The sequence below is a fragment of the Bradyrhizobium sp. CCGB12 genome (assembly GCF_024199845.1).
Classification (GTDB): domain Bacteria; phylum Pseudomonadota; class Alphaproteobacteria; order Rhizobiales; family Xanthobacteraceae; genus Bradyrhizobium.
This window is the reverse complement of record NZ_JANADO010000001.1, coordinates 5951304-5966214: the sequence shown is the minus strand read 5'-3', so window position 1 is coordinate 5966214 and position 14911 is coordinate 5951304. Positions and strand designations below refer to the sequence as shown.

General features: G+C 58.7%; 15 protein-coding genes. All 15 read left to right on the top strand.

The annotated features are described in order from the left end of the window. Nucleotides 1–5: 5 nt before the first annotated feature. The 15 genes from NLM27_RS27275 (at nt 6) to sufB (ending at nt 14629) form a co-directional block, all read left to right on the top strand. The gene (locus NLM27_RS27275) at nt 6–593 is read left to right on the top strand and encodes a HyaD/HybD family hydrogenase maturation endopeptidase (protein WP_254146233.1); all 588 of its coding nucleotides are present in this window, start codon (nt 6–8) and stop codon (nt 591–593) included. Nucleotides 594–610: 17 nt separating this feature from the next. Next, on the top strand, nt 611–901 hold the full coding sequence (locus NLM27_RS27270) for a HypC/HybG/HupF family hydrogenase formation chaperone (RefSeq protein WP_254146232.1): 291 nt from the start codon (nt 611–613) through the stop codon (nt 899–901). Between the two features lie 541 nt (nt 902–1442). Beyond that, nucleotides 1443–2306 carry a hydrogenase expression/formation C-terminal domain-containing protein gene (locus tag NLM27_RS27265; protein ID WP_375142282.1) on the top strand — a complete coding sequence of 288 codons (864 nt, stop codon included), beginning with the start codon at nt 1443–1445 and terminating at the stop codon, nt 2304–2306. Next, a complete protein-coding gene (locus tag NLM27_RS27260; protein ID WP_254146230.1) occupies nt 2303–2518 on the top strand; it encodes a rubredoxin in 216 nt (71 codons plus the stop codon). The genes NLM27_RS27265 and NLM27_RS27260 overlap by 4 nt, the downstream gene beginning before the upstream one ends. Next, complete coding sequence (gene hybE, locus NLM27_RS27255) at nt 2508–3041, top strand: [NiFe]-hydrogenase assembly chaperone HybE (protein WP_254146229.1); 534 nt, start codon at nt 2508–2510, stop codon at nt 3039–3041. The genes NLM27_RS27260 and hybE overlap by 11 nt, the downstream gene beginning before the upstream one ends. Then, nucleotides 3038–4135, top strand: coding sequence for a nickel-dependent hydrogenase large subunit (locus NLM27_RS27250; protein WP_254146228.1), 1098 nt, complete (start codon nt 3038–3040; stop codon nt 4133–4135). The genes hybE and NLM27_RS27250 overlap by 4 nt, the downstream gene beginning before the upstream one ends. Beyond that, nucleotides 4128–4469 carry a hydrogenase maturation nickel metallochaperone HypA gene (gene hypA, locus NLM27_RS27245; protein WP_254146227.1) on the top strand — a complete coding sequence of 114 codons (342 nt, stop codon included), beginning with the start codon at nt 4128–4130 and terminating at the stop codon, nt 4467–4469. The genes NLM27_RS27250 and hypA overlap by 8 nt, the downstream gene beginning before the upstream one ends. Next, complete coding sequence (hypB, locus tag NLM27_RS27240) at nt 4469–5425, top strand: hydrogenase nickel incorporation protein HypB (protein ID WP_254146226.1); 957 nt, start codon at nt 4469–4471, stop codon at nt 5423–5425. The genes hypA and hypB overlap by 1 nt, the downstream gene beginning before the upstream one ends. Beyond that, entirely contained in the window at nt 5422–7683 is a 2262-nt protein-coding gene (gene hypF / locus NLM27_RS27235; protein ID WP_254146225.1) for a carbamoyltransferase HypF, read from the top strand. The genes hypB and hypF overlap by 4 nt, the downstream gene beginning before the upstream one ends. Nucleotides 7684–7732: 49 nt before the next feature. Next, nucleotides 7733–7921, top strand: coding sequence for a HypC/HybG/HupF family hydrogenase formation chaperone (locus NLM27_RS27230; protein ID WP_309144766.1), 189 nt, complete (start codon nt 7733–7735; stop codon nt 7919–7921). Further along, nucleotides 7918–9060 (top strand): hydrogenase formation protein HypD, encoded by a 1143-nt coding sequence (gene hypD, locus NLM27_RS27225; RefSeq protein ID WP_254146223.1) that lies wholly within the window; start codon nt 7918–7920, stop codon nt 9058–9060. Before NLM27_RS27230 ends, hypD begins: the two co-directional genes overlap by 4 nt. Next, on the top strand, nt 9057–10097 hold the full coding sequence (gene hypE, locus NLM27_RS27220) for a hydrogenase expression/formation protein HypE (protein ID WP_254148941.1): 1041 nt from the start codon (nt 9057–9059) through the stop codon (nt 10095–10097). Before hypD ends, hypE begins: the two co-directional genes overlap by 4 nt. A gap of 916 nt (nt 10098–11013) precedes the next feature. Further along, nucleotides 11014–12126: an alanine dehydrogenase gene (gene ald / locus NLM27_RS27215; RefSeq protein ID WP_254146222.1), complete on the top strand. Its 1113-nt coding sequence runs from the start codon at nt 11014–11016 to the stop codon at nt 12124–12126. A gap of 552 nt (nt 12127–12678) precedes the next feature. After that, nucleotides 12679–12873 carry a 4Fe-4S dicluster domain-containing protein gene (locus NLM27_RS27210; protein ID WP_254146221.1) on the top strand — a complete coding sequence of 65 codons (195 nt, stop codon included), beginning with the start codon at nt 12679–12681 and terminating at the stop codon, nt 12871–12873. Nucleotides 12874–13072: 199 nt separating this feature from the next. Further along, nucleotides 13073–14629: a Fe-S cluster assembly protein SufB gene (sufB, locus tag NLM27_RS27205; RefSeq protein WP_254148940.1), complete on the top strand. Its 1557-nt coding sequence runs from the start codon at nt 13073–13075 to the stop codon at nt 14627–14629. Nucleotides 14630–14911 lie beyond the last annotated feature (282 nt).

Here is a 14911-nt window from a genome sequence, read left to right as displayed (position 1 = left end):
GGAGGATGGTAACACCGAATTCGAAGACGAGATCGATCCTGGTGCTTGGCATCGGCAACATCCTGTGGGCCGATGAGGGGTTCGGTGTGCGAGCAGTGGAGGCGTTCCACCGCCGCTACATCGTTCCTCACAATGTATCCGTACTCGATGGCGGCACGCTAGGGCTCTACCTCATCGGTCTTCTTCAGAAGGCCGACGGCCTTATCGTTTTCGATGCCATCGACTATGGCCTCCCACCTGGGAAGTTGAAGCTTGTCCAAGGCAACGAGGTGCCGAAATTCACGGCCGCAAAGAAGTTGAGCCTGCATCAGACCGGTTTCCAGGAGGTCTTAAGTGCGGTCGACCTGCTTGGCCGTAGTCCACGAGAGCTCGCTCTGATTGGCTGTCAACCGTTGGATCCGGTAAGTTGGGGAGGGCCGCTGACCTCTCCAGTGCGCAATCAGATTACGCCTGCGATCGAATTGGCTTGCGAAATGCTGGCGCAGTGGGGTTCACCTGCAAAAATGCGGACCGTGCTGCTCCAGGAAACGGAACGTCTGCTTGCAAATGATATCGACCATGAAAACTATGAGATGAGGGCGCGGTCGATCTAACGGCACGCGGTTACAACATGTGCCTTGGCTTGCCAATGACGATCATTGAGACAGACGGCAGGTCCGCGTTGTGTGAGTATGGCAATCAGCAGCGGCGCATCTCTGTCATGCTGCTGTCCGAGCCTTCAGTCGGTTCCAAGGTGCTTGTGTGTGTCGACACTGCGGTGCGGCTCTTGGATGCCGATGAAGCGCGGCTGATCGCACAGGCGCTCGACGCTCTTTATGCGATCCTCAATGGCGAAGACTACGATGGCTTTCTTGCGGACTTGATTGATCACGAGCCTCAGCTGCCCGAGCACCTGCGCTAGCGCGGCGGCTTGCAATACTGCAAGCGTTTCGCACTGCTGATCCCGGCAGGAAGGACGTCGTGAACCAACATCATTGGCACGTCCCTTGCTAACACCTCTGCAGGACAACTGGGGACATCAGAAAGGCGGCTTATGAGCGAGCAGCTGAAAACGCATAATCTGACCCGGATCGGACTGTGCGCGACGAAGACAGCAAAAGACGAAAGGCGATTGGCTGCTGCTGATTCTGCACGGAAGATTGCGCCCTGATGTGGTACCACCAGCCGGTGCTGCCCGACGCGATTTATGCCGATCGGCTTCCTGAAGCGCCTCAGCGGCGTCCCGTCGGTGCTGTCACTGCACGTGACTCTGAAGGTTACCTGAGCCGCTGGTTCGCTCAGCTGTCGCTCTTACGCGCCCTTAAGAGACATGGCTCGACCACCAAGCTCCGGGCTCGGCCAAACCGCCACCACTGCAATTCAAAATTAGTCGACCGGATACCCGGCGGCGCTCCTGTCATCAAGAGCATCGATCTTCAGCGGACGCAACGAGGGCTGGCGTCGTGAAGGCAGCTATATGGGTTGCCCCGATAGGCTACGAGCAGCCGCTCAGCGTCGTCCCTGTCGAGGCGGGAAATCTCGATAAGATACCTAGCGGCCGGACAGCCGCGGATGCACTATCCATGCTCGCTTCACCTGATGGCGGGAAATTCGCACGGAAATGTTCGAATGCCATCGCGCTGTTATCAAATGTAGCCTCTGCTGTTTCACGCCAGAAAAGCTGCGTTCGAACGCGGTTGTTTAGGCTCGGAGGTCTCAATGAACTTGAGCGCGATCTGGTCGCCGACGTGCTTAGGAAGGGAGAGGTCGCCGGCCTCGTCGCGCTGCCGAATGGCTCCATGGCGCAACTCCAGGAATCGGCGTTTGCCGGAATTTGGCACGTGCGCTTCGAAGGCGAGGCGGCATATGAGTACATTGAGATTGGTGCGATCCCAGAGATCGTGCGGCGCGCCGCAACCGATCTGACGTCGACCAATCTGATGATCGACGCGGTGCCGGATGGCGTGATGAACGTGCTGCCGGTGCTCGCGGAAATTCGGGAGCGGGCGCTGGCCTGGCGGCCCGGCATGAGCGCGCAAATCATCAATTTCACGCTGCTTCCGATGAACTCGGTCGACCGTGCCTTTCTCCAACAAAGCCTCGGCAACGGGCCGGTCCAGCTAATCTCACGCGGCTACGGCAGTTGTCGGGTGCAGGCGACGAGCGTCCGGAACGTCTGGTCGGTGCAGTTCTTCAATTCAATTGAGCGCATTATCCTGGATACGCTGGAGGTCGGCGACGTGCCGACGGGCGTCTTAGCAGCCAACGAGGATCTCGAAGATTCCGCCGAACGCCTGAGGGAGATCATGGAGGCATACCTCATATGACGAAGCTCAAAAATATCGGTATCCGACAGGATCTCGCAGATGGTGCCCGCATGGAGTGCGGCATCTGCTGGATCGTTTACGATCCGGCTGAGGGCGACGAGACGGCCCAGATCGCTGCCGGAACGCCGTTTGCCGCCTTGTCCGAAGATTGGCGGTGTCCAAATTGCGACGCACCCAAATCCAAGTTCATGTTGATTGAAGATGACGCCTGACCACGAACGGCAACCCCGCAGGAGCGCGTGCGCCGATGCATCGGCGTGGGGCGAGAAGCTTGCGGAGGCGTATCGCGATATCTCCCATCGCATTATGCGCGAGCTTCCAATCTTCAACAAGGCCTTGAGCGTCGAAGCGATCGGCTTCCGCGCGCATGAGTATGGGATCGTCGGAGTAATGGTCACGCCATGGTTCATGAACCTGGTCATGGCTGCGCCACACCGAACTGCGCAGTCATCAACAGGACTGCGATCCAGTCTGCGCTTGCGATTTCCGTGCGGTGACCTTGAATTCTCTCCTGCTGAGGTCGCGCCCGTCGGCCCGATTGTGAGTGCCTCCCTGTTCTCGCCGATGTTTGGGTTCGACGACATGACATCCGCCCGAGCCATCGCCGAAGCGGCGCTCGCGGCGCTGATGTCTCCGATAAACGACGCAGCGTCACATTTGCCCAATGCACCAGGTTTCGGTTTGATCGACCGCTGGCACTTTTTGCGTGGTGAATTGGCGAAGAGGCGTACATGAGACCTACGGTCGGCAGTCGGCTCGACATCACCGTCTCCCTTGTGGGCGACACAGTAGCCGCGGTCGAGATCTTGCCGCGGGTCCAGCCGCCGGTGGGGCGGCTGTTTGCCGGCAAACCGGCCGTTTCACTGCTCCACGCGCTGCCGCGATTCTTCTCGTTGTGTGCGGTAGCGCACCAGGTGGCATTCACTTCTGCGATCGAGGCGGCGCGCGGCGAGGAAACCCGCTTTGTGACGAAGGCGCATCGTATCACGCAGGTCGTTGCGGAGCGGCTGACGGAATTGTTACGAGGTCTGTTTATCCGGCATCTCGCCCTGGACACCAACGGTTCCGCGGCTATGCCCGCTCTTATAAAGGACATCTCGGTGTTGGTCGGCCGAGTAGGGTATCACTGTGGGTCCGACCGACGGGAAGTAACAGAGAGGGTTGCGGCCGCGCTGGCTGAACTCAGGATATCCAACGACGACGGCACACTGATGCCGGGTAGCGCACTCGCGCTTCGGATCGCAGCGCTCGAGGCGTCCGCATTGGAGCCAAAGTGGACGCAGCAGGCGTTTCTCTCCGCAGTTGACGACTGCAAAATCATCGACCGGCTGCTCGGCAGAGATGCGAGATTTGACCATTGCCTCGACTTGCCAGGCGGTATTCCTGAGACTGGTCCCTGGGCGCGCCAAATGCTGCGTGATCGGCTCTCGCTTGGCCGGTCAGGGCCGGCTGAGCGATTGAAGGCGAGGATTGCTGAAATCGTACAACTGTTTTCTTGGCTCAAGGCTGGTGCGCATGCCGAGACAGCCGAGGAAGGGGTCGTCAAAAGTTACAGCCTACGGCGGGGCTGTGGTGCCGCTGCGGTCGAATGTGCCAGGGGACGTCTCTATCACGCCGTTGAGCTTGATCGGCATGGGCAGATAGCGCGATTCGAATTTCTTGCGCCGACCGAGTGGAACTTTCACGCGCGAGGGCCTCTTGCCAGGAACCTACAAGGCGCGGTGCTCAGCGCGAAGCAACATCAACAGGATGCGGTTCGTGCCATGATTGCATCGTTCGATCCCTGCGTCGCCTTCACGCATAATATTGTTGACGCCAGACATGCATGAATTGGCGCTTTGTGAAAGCATCATGGAAATCGTCGAGGAAGAGGCGCGTCGACGATCGTTCTCGAAGGTGAGGACCGTGTGTTTGGAGATCGGAGCGTTGAGCCATGTCGATGCCGAAGCGATAAAATTTTGCTTTCCGGTTGTTGCCGCCCGCACGATGGCCGATGGCGCACTTCTCGAAATCGTCGAATTAGCTGGCGCCGCCTGGTGCATCGCCTGTTCGAGGAGAGTCGAGATTTCGCAGCGGTATGCGCCGTGTCCCTGCTGTGGCAGCTATAAGCTGCAGGTGACGGCAGGCGTAGAGATGCGCCTGAAAGAGCTGGAGATCGATTGATGTGTACCGTATGCGGCTGCGTCGACGGAATTCCCCCCACTAAACACGCCGACGTGCAAAATGCGCAAACCAACGGCCAGCGCCTTGATCATGGGCATGATCATCATGGTTACCACCATGACCATGGGTGCAGCGGGCAAGATGTGCGCTGTGCGCGCTCCACTGATGACGGCCATGATCATCATGATGATGGCGATCGGCAGGCTCATCGCGAACAAGCGCTCGTGGATTGCGGCATCGACCCAGCCGGCTTGAGGGTTGTGGGCATGAGCAGCGAGCGAATTATTCAGGTCAGCCGTGATATCCTCAGCAAGAATAATCGGATAGCGGCCGAAAACCGCGCGCGCTTCCTTGCCGATGATTTGGTCGTATACAATGTTCTTTCCAGTCCCGGCGCGGGAAAAACCTCGCTTCTCGTACGGGCCGTCTCCGAGCTGAAACGGAGGATACCGGTCGGGGTCATTGGGGGTGACCAGCAGACATCGAACGATGCTGAACGCATTCGCGCAACCGGCGTGCCCGCAATTCAAATCAATACCGGCAAGGGCTGCCATTTGGATGCTGCGATGGTCGGTCAAGCTTATCGTCTCTTACCGGAACTCAAGGGCGGTGTTCTCTTCATAGAGAATGTCGGAAATCTGGTTTGTCCCGCGGCTTTCGATCTTGGAGAGGTTTGCAAGATCGTGGTGTTCTCGACCACCGAGGGTGAGGACAAGCCGCTCAAATATCCCGACATATTTGCCACATCTTCTCTCATGCTGATCAACAAGATTGATCTAGCACCGATGGTGGACTTCGATTTGAACCGCACCATTGAGTTTACGGCACGGGTCAGCCCCAACATTGAAGTGCTGCCAGTTTCGGCGCGAACCGGCGAGGGCTTTGGCGCGCTCTACGCCTGGCTGCAGAAACAGACTGCGCATCGAAGACATGTCGTCGAGGACACAAGGGGATGAGGGTGGGCGCCATCACCTGCGCGGCAACACGACTGCGTCTGCGCGTCAGCGGAACTGTGCAGGGGGTCGGCTTTCGGCCCTATGTCTATGGTCTTGCTAACCGCTATGGCCTGGGCGGGTTCGTCGCCAACGATGCAAGCGGTGTCATCATTGAGGTCGAGGGCAAACGTACGTCCGAATTTATGGCCGCTTTGCCGCTCGAAAGGCCTCCGTTGGCACGCATCGACCACATCTCTGTTCAAACGATAGATGCGCTTGCGACCCAAGACTTTTCGATCCGCGCCAGCGCGCGAGGCAAGCTGTCGACCCGGATCGCTGCCGATGCCGCAACCTGCCAGGAATGTCTCGGCGAGTTGTTCGACCCCGACAGCCGCCATTACCTCTATGCCTTCATCAACTGTTCCCATTGCGGGCCGCGCTACACAATCGCCGAACAGCTTCCGTATGATCGTTGCAACACCGCGATGAAAGCCTTTGCGATGTGTCTCGAGTGCGCGGCAGAATATGCGGATCCGGCGAGCCGCAGATTTCAGGCGGAATCGATCGCGTGCCCGACGTGCGGCCCTCGGCTCAGTCATGGGATCAATACTATCGGCGCTGCGATCGCAGACGGTCAAATCGTCGCGATAAAGGGACTTGGAGGATATCAGCTGCTTTGTGACGCTCGCAACCACGATGCTGTGCATCGTTTGCGTAGGAAAAAGCAACGGGACCAGAAGCCGTTCGCGGTCATGGTTGGCTCGCTGGAGCAGGTTAGCGACATTGCGGAGACGGATGCCTATGAGGACGCGCTCCTCGAATCTGTAGCCCGTCCGATCGTTCTCCTGCGGTCGCGCAATAAGCTAGCCCCCGCATTAGCCCCTGGCTTGTCGCGGGTCGGCGTCATGCTGCCCGGATCGCCACTGCATCACCTCATCTTTCATGTGCTTTGTTCGCCAGGTGCACGGCTTGGGGACAAAGGCTCGGTCATCGTCTGCACAAGCGCGAATCTTGGCGGTGAACCACTCCCGATCGACAACTCGGACGCTCTGCGGCGGCTGGTTGGCATCGCCGATCTTATTGTGACCCATGATCGTAATATCTTGACCCGGACTGATGATTCCGTCGTCGCGGTGGTTGCAGGACGGCGTCAATTCACTCGCCGCGCACGCGGCTACGTTCCAGAACCAGTGCAGCTCGCGCGATCTGTGCCGCCCGTGCTCGCCGTCGGCGGTGCGCTGAAATCGACCGTCACACTCACGCGGGGAAATGAAGCTTTCGTCTCGCAACACATCGGCGACCTCGATACGGCTGAAGGCATCCGGTTCTTTGAAGAGACTATCCGGCACCTCACGTCAACCCTCGACGTTCAGCCGGTCGTCGTTGCCCATGATTTGCATCCCGACATGGCATCTACCCGCTTTGCCGAAGCAACCGGCCGCGCGCGGACCGCTGTCCAGCATCACCACGCGCATGCTGCCGCCGTCATCGCAGAGCATGGTCTTCAGCGACCCACTCTCGCTCTGGTGCTCGATGGCCATGGCTATGGCTCCGATGGCGGCAATTGGGGCGGCGAGCTCCTGTTATGCGAAGGAACCAGCTTTCAACGCATCGGACATCTTGCGCCGTTGAAAATGCCTGGTCGAGATCGGGCCACTCGCGAGCCGTGGCGCATGGCGGGCGCAATACTGCACTTGCTGGGGCGGGGAAACGACATCCGAGCTCGCTTTGCAGCCCAGCCACTGGCGGAAAGTTTGCCGTCACTGCTCGAACAGGCGGGTGGGGCCACGACGACCAGCGCAGGCCGGCTGTTCGACGCAGCGGCTGCGCTACTTGGGATTGCGACTTTACAGACCTATGAGGGTGAAGCCGCGATGAAGCTCGAGGCCTGTGTGCGGCGGACTGCCGTACTCGAAGACGGCTGGTTGATTGATCACGGCGTGCTATCGTTTAGGCCGCTATTTGTGGACCTGATTGCAGGCAAGGTTGACGTCAACGAGGGAGCGGGCCTGGTTCATGGCACGGTTGCTGCGGGCTGCGTTGATTGGGTCACGCGCGCTGCGCGCGCAACCGGTGTCTCGGATGTCGTTCTGAGCGGCGGTTGTTTCCAGAATGCGGTGCTGGCGTATGAAATCCAGCGCGGTTGCATCGGCGCGGGACTTGCTCCACTGCTACCTCGCGAGGTGCCGCCTAATGACGGCGGTTTAAGCCTCGGACAAGCCTGGGTCGCCGGTCTGCAGATTGCCGATGGGTCGTTAGGCCAGGAAGGGACAGCCTGATATGTGTCTCTCAGTACCGGCTGAGATCGCAGAAGTTCTTTCCAATGACATGGCCGTCGTTTGTATCGACGGCGTCAGAATCAAGATATCGATCGCGCTCGTGCAGGATCTCGCTCCGGGGGACTACGTCCTTGTCCACGTCGGCTACGCTCTGGCCAAAATCGACCCGGTCGAGGCCGAGCGCACGCTGAAGCTCCTGCAGGAGCTAGGCAGAGCAGGGCTGGAGACCAACCTATGAAATATGCTGAGGAATTTCGTGACAGGACCATCGCCCAGGGGCTCGCGCGTGCAATCGCTGCCCAGGCCGATTCTCGGAAAGTATACCGCTTTATGGAGTTTTGCGGCGGACACACGCATGCGATCTTTCGCTATGGACTGGAGGATCTACTGCCAGCGAATGTCCGTATGATCCACGGACCAGGTTGTCCAGTTTGCGTTCTCCCCCCCAGCCGAATCGACATGGCGATCAGGCTCGCCAACCGACCGGAAGTTACTCTGTGTATTTACGGTGATTTGATGCGCGTGCCCGGATCACAAGGACAATCCTTGTTGTGGGCCAAGGCCCTCGGCGCTGACATCCGGATGGTCTACTCGACGCTTGATGCAATTCGGATCGCGGAACAGGCGCCTAATCGCGAGATCATCTTCTTTGCCATTGGATTCGAGACTACCACGCCTGCGACGGCGATGATGATCCGAATAGCGGAAAAAAAGCGGCTGAGGTGTCTCAGCGTGTTCTGCAACCACGTACTGACTCCCCCGGCGATGCACAGCATTCTCGACAGTCCTGCAATGCGCAATGTCGGCCGGCCCGAAATCGGCGGCTTTGTCGGGCCCGCGCATGTCAGCACGATCATAGGTACGCAGCCTTACGAGTGTCTGGCAGAAGAGTTCGGCAAGCCGATCGTGATCGCGGGATTCGAACCGCTCGATCTGATGCAGGCGATCTTGATGCTGGTGGTGCAGGTGAACGATGGCCGGTATGAGGTCGAGAACCAATACAGTCGCGCGGTGAGCCGTACCGGCAATCCCCGCGCCAAGGAAGAGGTGTCGGACATTTTCGATCTGCGTGACCGATTTGAATGGCGCGGGCTCGGATTCGTCCCCAATAGCGGACTCAAGTTGAAGAAGGCCTATGCCCAATTTGATGCTGAGGCCCGTTTCGCTATTCAAGAGCTGCGCGTCGCCGACAATCCGGCTTGCGATTGCGGGGCCATTTTGCGCGGCGCGAAGAGGCCTGTCGACTGCAAGCTTTTCGGAAACGTCTGCACGCCGAGAACCCCTATAGGATCCTGCATGGTGTCGTCGGAAGGCGCTTGTGCCGCATATTGGAGGTATGGTCGGCATCGCGAATATCAGGTCATGCGAGCGTCATGAGAGCTAATAAACTCACGCTCGATCTCGAGAACGGGTGCGTCGACCTGTCCCACGGTGCCGGGGGACGCGACATGGCGCAGCTGATCTCCGGTCTGTTTCATAAGGCGTTCGGCAATGAATGGCTCGCCTGCCGCAATGATCAGTCCGCCTTCGATGTCGGCGCAGGCAGGATGGTGATGACAACCGATGCATATGTGGTCTCGCCGCTATTCTTTCCTGGTGGCAATATCGGCTCGCTCGCGGTGCACGGCACAATCAATGATGTCGCGATGGCCGGCGCACGTCCGCAATATCTATCGGCAAGCTTTATCATTGAGGAGGGCTTCCGCCTCTTCGATCTGAAGTCGATCGCGGATTCGATGGGGGAGGCGGCGCGGGAGGCCGGCGTTTACATCATCACGGGTGATACCAAGGTGGTCGAACGCGGCAAAGCGGATGGCCTTTTCATTTCGACGACCGGGATCGGTTTTTTGGCTGATGGGCTTGATCTCTCGGCCGACAAGGCAAGGGCCGGCGATCGTGTGCTGGTCTCCGGCAGCCTCGGCGACCATGGCGTGGCGATCATGTCAAAACGTCAGAACCTCGCATTTCAGACCCAGATCATCTCGGATTCCGCAGCGCTCCATGATCTCGTGGCCGTAATGGTCGGGGCCGGCGGCGGCGGTATTCGAGTGATGCGCGATCCCACGCGCGGAGGACTTGCCGCCACGCTCAACGAGATTGCGCATCAGTCGGGCCTTGGGTTCCGCCTACAGGAGAAAGCCATTCCGGTGAAGCCGCAGGTTGCGGCCGCCTGCGAACTCCTCGGGCTTGATCCGCTCCACATCGCCAACGAGGGGAAGCTCGTTGCAATTGTGGCGCCTGATATGGCCGATGCCGTGCTTGCAGCCATGAAGGCCCACCGACTCGGGTGTGATGCGGCTGATATTGGGGAGGCCATAGCTGACGATCATCAGTTCGTTCAGATTGCGACCAGCGTTGGCGGCGGACGAATTGCGGATTGGCTGTCGGGCGAACAGTTACCCAGGATTTGCTGATCAGCTGCCGGCGCGACCGTGCTCGGGAGGATGCAGTCCAATTGTGCGAGACAGATTTCAATCTCGCCCATCCGCATTGGCGCCGGCCAGTTGAACTGTTGGCGACCGTATGGACTCAATTGTCTATCGCGCGATTCAAGATAGTACGCTGCGGCATCTCACAACATGCGAGATCTGGCCGATTTTGCCCCGTGCGACCTATCTAGCATCGAGTTCGGGAGGAGACAAAGCGATTGTCACTTTTAGGCGAAAGCTTGCTGAATATGCGAAGGCAAGCGTATGGCCGTCAGGTAGCCGAACGACAGGCGCTGCAGATCATTGCACTGTTAGAGCGGACATCTTGAAGGCTGACAGGCGAGCGGACTCTGCGCATCACAAATCAACCGTACTCCGAAAGTTTGACTGGCCTCAAACGAAGTATCCTTTACACGGCGAGGTCGTACGAATCCCATGGTCTCACTAGGAACCCGAACAACTTCCGCGCTCGGCAGCATTCCGTCAAATCTTTGCTGGATTCCGTTCATGATCTGAGGCGCTAATCGGATCTATATCAGATCAAAAAGGGCAAGGACCTCCCCAAGGGCGGCCACCCGGGTTCGGGGGATTCCGGAGCGTGGTAGAACGCAAATGACTTCGGAGATCAAGCTTCCGACGAGTCGCTATGGTGCTCCCGCTTCCAATGTGGCCGCTTGCGTCATCGCTGTCGTTGACACTCTATTCGCTTAGATGTCCCGGGGCTGATCCCGCGCGCCAAATCGTACTTATGCGATGCTCTCTAAGGCATGCTCAGCGCGTGTTTGGAATCCTGCGCAATCAGGCCAAAAATCGCTGAATTTCGGCGCGATTTACGTTCGCGCTTCGAACTATCGCGGAGCTCTTCCAATTAGAAAGGTTTCTCCAAGCAGGGAGAATGCAAATGAAGGTCGGTGTTCCCAAGGAGATCAAAGCGCACGAATATCGTGTGGGCCTGATTCCTGGCGCCGTGCGCGAATATGTGGCCGCTGGTCACAGTGTGGTGGTGGAGACTGATGCCGGCGCAGGCATTGGCGCGACCGACAACGATTATCGCAAGGCTGGCGCAACGATTCTGGACTCCGCGTGCGAGGTATTTGCATCGAGCGAGATGATCGTGAAGGTGAAGGAGCCTCAGCCCTCCGAATGGACGCAATTGCGTGAAAATCAGATCCTCTTCACTTATCTGCATCTGGCGCCGGACCCGGAGCAGGCCGAGGGCCTGCTGAAGTCTGGATGCACCGCGATCGCGTACGAGACCGTGACCGATGCGCATGGCGGCCTTCCGCTGCTGGCGCCGATGAGCGAGGTCGCGGGCCGACTTGCGATCGAAGCGGCAGGTGGTGCGCTAAAGCGGTATTCAGGTGGGCGCGGGCTGTTGATAGGCGGCGTGCCCGGTGTGCAGCCGGCCCGTATCGTTGTGATTGGCGGCGGCGTTGTTGGCACGCATGCGGCGCGCATGGCAGTCGGCTTGGGTGCCGAGGTCACTATTATTGACCGATCGATCCCTCGACTGCGCGAGCTTGATGAGCTATTCGGCGGGCGCGTTCGAACCAGATTCTCGACGATTGACTCAGTGGAGGACGAGGTCCTGGCGGCCGACGTGGTCATCGGTGCGGTGCTTGTTCCCGGAGCAAGCGCGCCAAAGCTGGTCAGCGGCGGCGTGTTGAGCTCGATGCGCGACGGCGCGGTGATCGTCGATGTCGCGATCGATCAGGGCGGATGCTTTGAGACATCGCGCCCGACCACCCACGCCGACCCAACGTACAAGGTAGACGGCGTCATTCACTACTGTGTGGCCAATATGCCCGGGGCTGTCCCGCTCACCTCAAGCCAGGCGTTGAATAATGCCACGCTGCCATTTGGTTTGGCGCTGGCCAATAGGGGCTTTTCGGCTGTGCTCGAAAACCCGCACCTTCGCGCGGGCCTGAACGTCCATCGAGGCCGGCTAACTTATAGGGCTGTCGCCGAGAGTCTCGGTCTGCCCTTCTCACCGATCGAACAGGCTGCGGCCTGATCCCAGAGGCCCTTAGGGGCGTTTCCTCCCTGACTTGGGCCACTTCCATTCGGAGTGGCCCATTTTTTTTGAAACCAGCAATCTACTGAGTGGCATTTTGTATCGATCCCTTTCGAAATAGCGCCGCTTCCACTCTCTGCGCCAGCAATCCCCACTACTTTTGTTTCTGATGAAGGACCTTCTTTCATCAACTACCCGGCTTGGACTGTTTCCTGATCGACCGTTTTAAGGGCGTGCGGCCTGCAATCGGCATCGATCAGAACGACAATGCGATCAAGGCGCCCGCTTCGTAAGTCAAACGATTACAAAGACCTAGGCGCCATCCTGTCTCTTCAGTATGTGCTTCGACTGCCTGGTTCGTTCCGCATGGGCATAGGTGAGAAAGTAGGGCATCGACATCAAGCGTGCGTGAAGAGACTGTCGGGGTCGCGACACACTGTCGAAGCCGCGGCATTCGACGAAGAATATCCAAGATAAACCAAGCCTCGGTAATTTGGCACGACACTTGAAACGGAGAAGCCGTCCCGCACTCTTGCTACCGGAATTGCAGTGATGACTTACAAGATAATCGTGTCCCAGTGCACCGTCTGCGGCGCATGTGAGTACGAATGTCCCAACGCCGCAATAAGCCTGAAGAACGAAGTGTATGTGATCAATCCGAAGAAGTGCACCCGATGTAAGGGGCATTTCGAGTCGCCACAATGCGCCGTTGTGTGCCCGGTGCCCGACACCTGCGTGCCGGCATAGAGGTGCAGCCGATGGGCGGGGCCGCAGCACGTGGCAGGGGTGAGACGCCGTCCGCGGCCACGTTTGCAATAAGTCACGTGAACGCGACAGTTGCCAGCCCCGAGCTGGCGACTTGCAGGATCGCCATAGTAACGAACGAAACACGCCCCAGCCGCCGCTCGACCTGGCCAAGCTCGTCCTCGCACAGGCGGAGCAGGCAATGGTAGCTGTTCATGCCACCGTTGAGCGTGTCGAGGGCGTCAACGTCGACCAGTATCGATATGAGCTTGAGATGCCGATTAAGTCCGACAAGGCTCCGAGGGGGCTGTCGGAAGACACCGTCCGCTTCATCTCTGCGGAAAAGAACGAGCCCGGCTGGATGCTGGAGTGGCGGCTGGAGGCCTTGCGCCGCTGGCTGATCATGACCGAGCCGACCTGGGCGCGTGTCAACTATCCCAAGATCGACTACCAGGACATCAACTATTTCGCACTGCCGACGCAGAAGAAGAGGGTGTCGTCAACCGCAGAGATTGATCCGAAAATGCTTAAGACCTCCGAGACGCGCGGCATTCCGTTGCGCGTGGTCGCGAACCTGGAGGGCGTGGTCGAGCTAAGCCCCGGCGCAGAACCCTCAGCGAATCGCAGGATTTCGGTCAATACCTTGTTCGACCCGCTTTCGGCCGCCACCGCCTTCAAGGAAGAGCTGAAGAAGGAAGGCGTAATTTTTATGCCGATCTCGCAGGCGATCAGGGAACATCCCGAGCTGGTTCAGAGGTATCTCGGCAGCGTGGTGCCGATCTCCGATAATTTCTTCGCGAGATTGAACTCGGCGGTCTTCTCTGACGGTTCGTTCGTCTACGTGCCGCCAGGTGTTCGCTGCCCGATGGAACTGTCGACCTATTTCCGCATAGACGGGCGCAACGCCGGCCAGTTCGAGCGCACCCTGATCATCGCCGACAAGGGCTCCTACGTCAGCTATCTAGAGGGCTGTACCGCCCGGCGGTATGATGAAAACCAGCTGCATGCTGCGGTTGTCGAGCTCGTTGTGCTTGATGACGCAGAGATCAAGTATTCGACAGTGCAAAATGGGTACCTTGACAAGTCCGATGACAAGGTCGCCATCTACAATTTTGCCACCAAGCGTTGCGACTGCCGCGGCAAGAATTCGAAAATTTCCTGGATCCAAGTGGAGACGAGTTCTGCTATGGCCTGGAAGAATCCGAGCTGTATCCTTCGTGGTGACAACTCGAAGGGCGAGTTCTACTCGATCGCGATTTCGACCGGTTTTCAGCAGGTCGATAGCGGCAGTAGAATGATTCACCTCGGCACGAACACATCGAGCCGGATCGTCTCCAAACGTATCGCCACCGGTAGATCTCAGAACACCTATCGGGGCCTCGTCAGCGCTCACCTCAAGGCCACAGGCACGCGCAGCCATACCGCCTGCAACTCGCTTCTGATCGGCGACAGGGCTGGTGCGCACACTGTGCCTTATGTCGAGGCGAAGAACTCCTCTGCGACGATTGAGCACGAGGCCGCGATCTCGAAGATCTCTGAGGACGTGCTGTTCTACTGCATGCAGCGCGGGCATTCGCGGGAGGAAGCCGTTGGCCTTATCGTCAATGGCTTCGTCAGGGACGTACTACGGCAGCTGCCGCTGGAGCTCGGGGTCGAAGCGCAGAGGTTGATCTCGGTCTCGCTGGGACGCGATGTTTTGCCTCGATACGCCGATGGTGATCGACGCCGCGGTGATCACGGTATCATTCACAAGCGATGAGACACAACTCGGGCGCAAACGGCACTATCGCAGCCGCGTGGCTCCCAAGCTTAACGATGCGATGAACGTCTACGGCTCATGAAGCGCGGGGCATCGAATTGCTACTCACTGTTTCGAGAGCGGGTGAGAAGGGCTTGGCGAACATGGATGGTGACGAGCGAGCTTGATTGGCTCATGCCGGTATATTTCTGGTTTGCGGTGTCGGCAACAGGCAAGGCCCGCCAGGTACCGCAATCAGTGGAGAACTGCTTTGCATGTCATGGCGTGGACCGCGATTGTTCT

Coding starts and splice junctions, on each gene's coding strand:
- NLM27_RS27275 (WP_254146233.1), top strand. CDS start 6: ATGGTAACACCGAATTCGAAGACGAGATCGATCCTGGTGCTTGGCATC.
- NLM27_RS27270 (WP_254146232.1), top strand. CDS start 611: ATGTGCCTTGGCTTGCCAATGACGATCATTGAGACAGACGGCAGGTCC.
- NLM27_RS27260 (WP_254146230.1), top strand. CDS start 2,303: ATGACGAAGCTCAAAAATATCGGTATCCGACAGGATCTCGCAGATGGT.
- hybE (WP_254146229.1), top strand. CDS start 2,508: ATGACGCCTGACCACGAACGGCAACCCCGCAGGAGCGCGTGCGCCGAT.
- NLM27_RS27250 (WP_254146228.1), top strand. CDS start 3,038: ATGAGACCTACGGTCGGCAGTCGGCTCGACATCACCGTCTCCCTTGTG.
- hypA (WP_254146227.1), top strand. CDS start 4,128: ATGCATGAATTGGCGCTTTGTGAAAGCATCATGGAAATCGTCGAGGAA.
- hypB (WP_254146226.1), top strand. CDS start 4,469: ATGTGTACCGTATGCGGCTGCGTCGACGGAATTCCCCCCACTAAACAC.
- hypF (WP_254146225.1), top strand. CDS start 5,422: ATGAGGGTGGGCGCCATCACCTGCGCGGCAACACGACTGCGTCTGCGC.
- NLM27_RS27230 (WP_309144766.1), top strand. CDS start 7,733: ATGGCCGTCGTTTGTATCGACGGCGTCAGAATCAAGATATCGATCGCG.
- hypD (WP_254146223.1), top strand. CDS start 7,918: ATGAAATATGCTGAGGAATTTCGTGACAGGACCATCGCCCAGGGGCTC.
- hypE (WP_254148941.1), top strand. CDS start 9,057: ATGAGAGCTAATAAACTCACGCTCGATCTCGAGAACGGGTGCGTCGAC.
- ald (WP_254146222.1), top strand. CDS start 11,014: ATGAAGGTCGGTGTTCCCAAGGAGATCAAAGCGCACGAATATCGTGTG.
- NLM27_RS27210 (WP_254146221.1), top strand. CDS start 12,679: ATGACTTACAAGATAATCGTGTCCCAGTGCACCGTCTGCGGCGCATGT.
- sufB (WP_254148940.1), top strand. CDS start 13,073: ATGGTAGCTGTTCATGCCACCGTTGAGCGTGTCGAGGGCGTCAACGTC.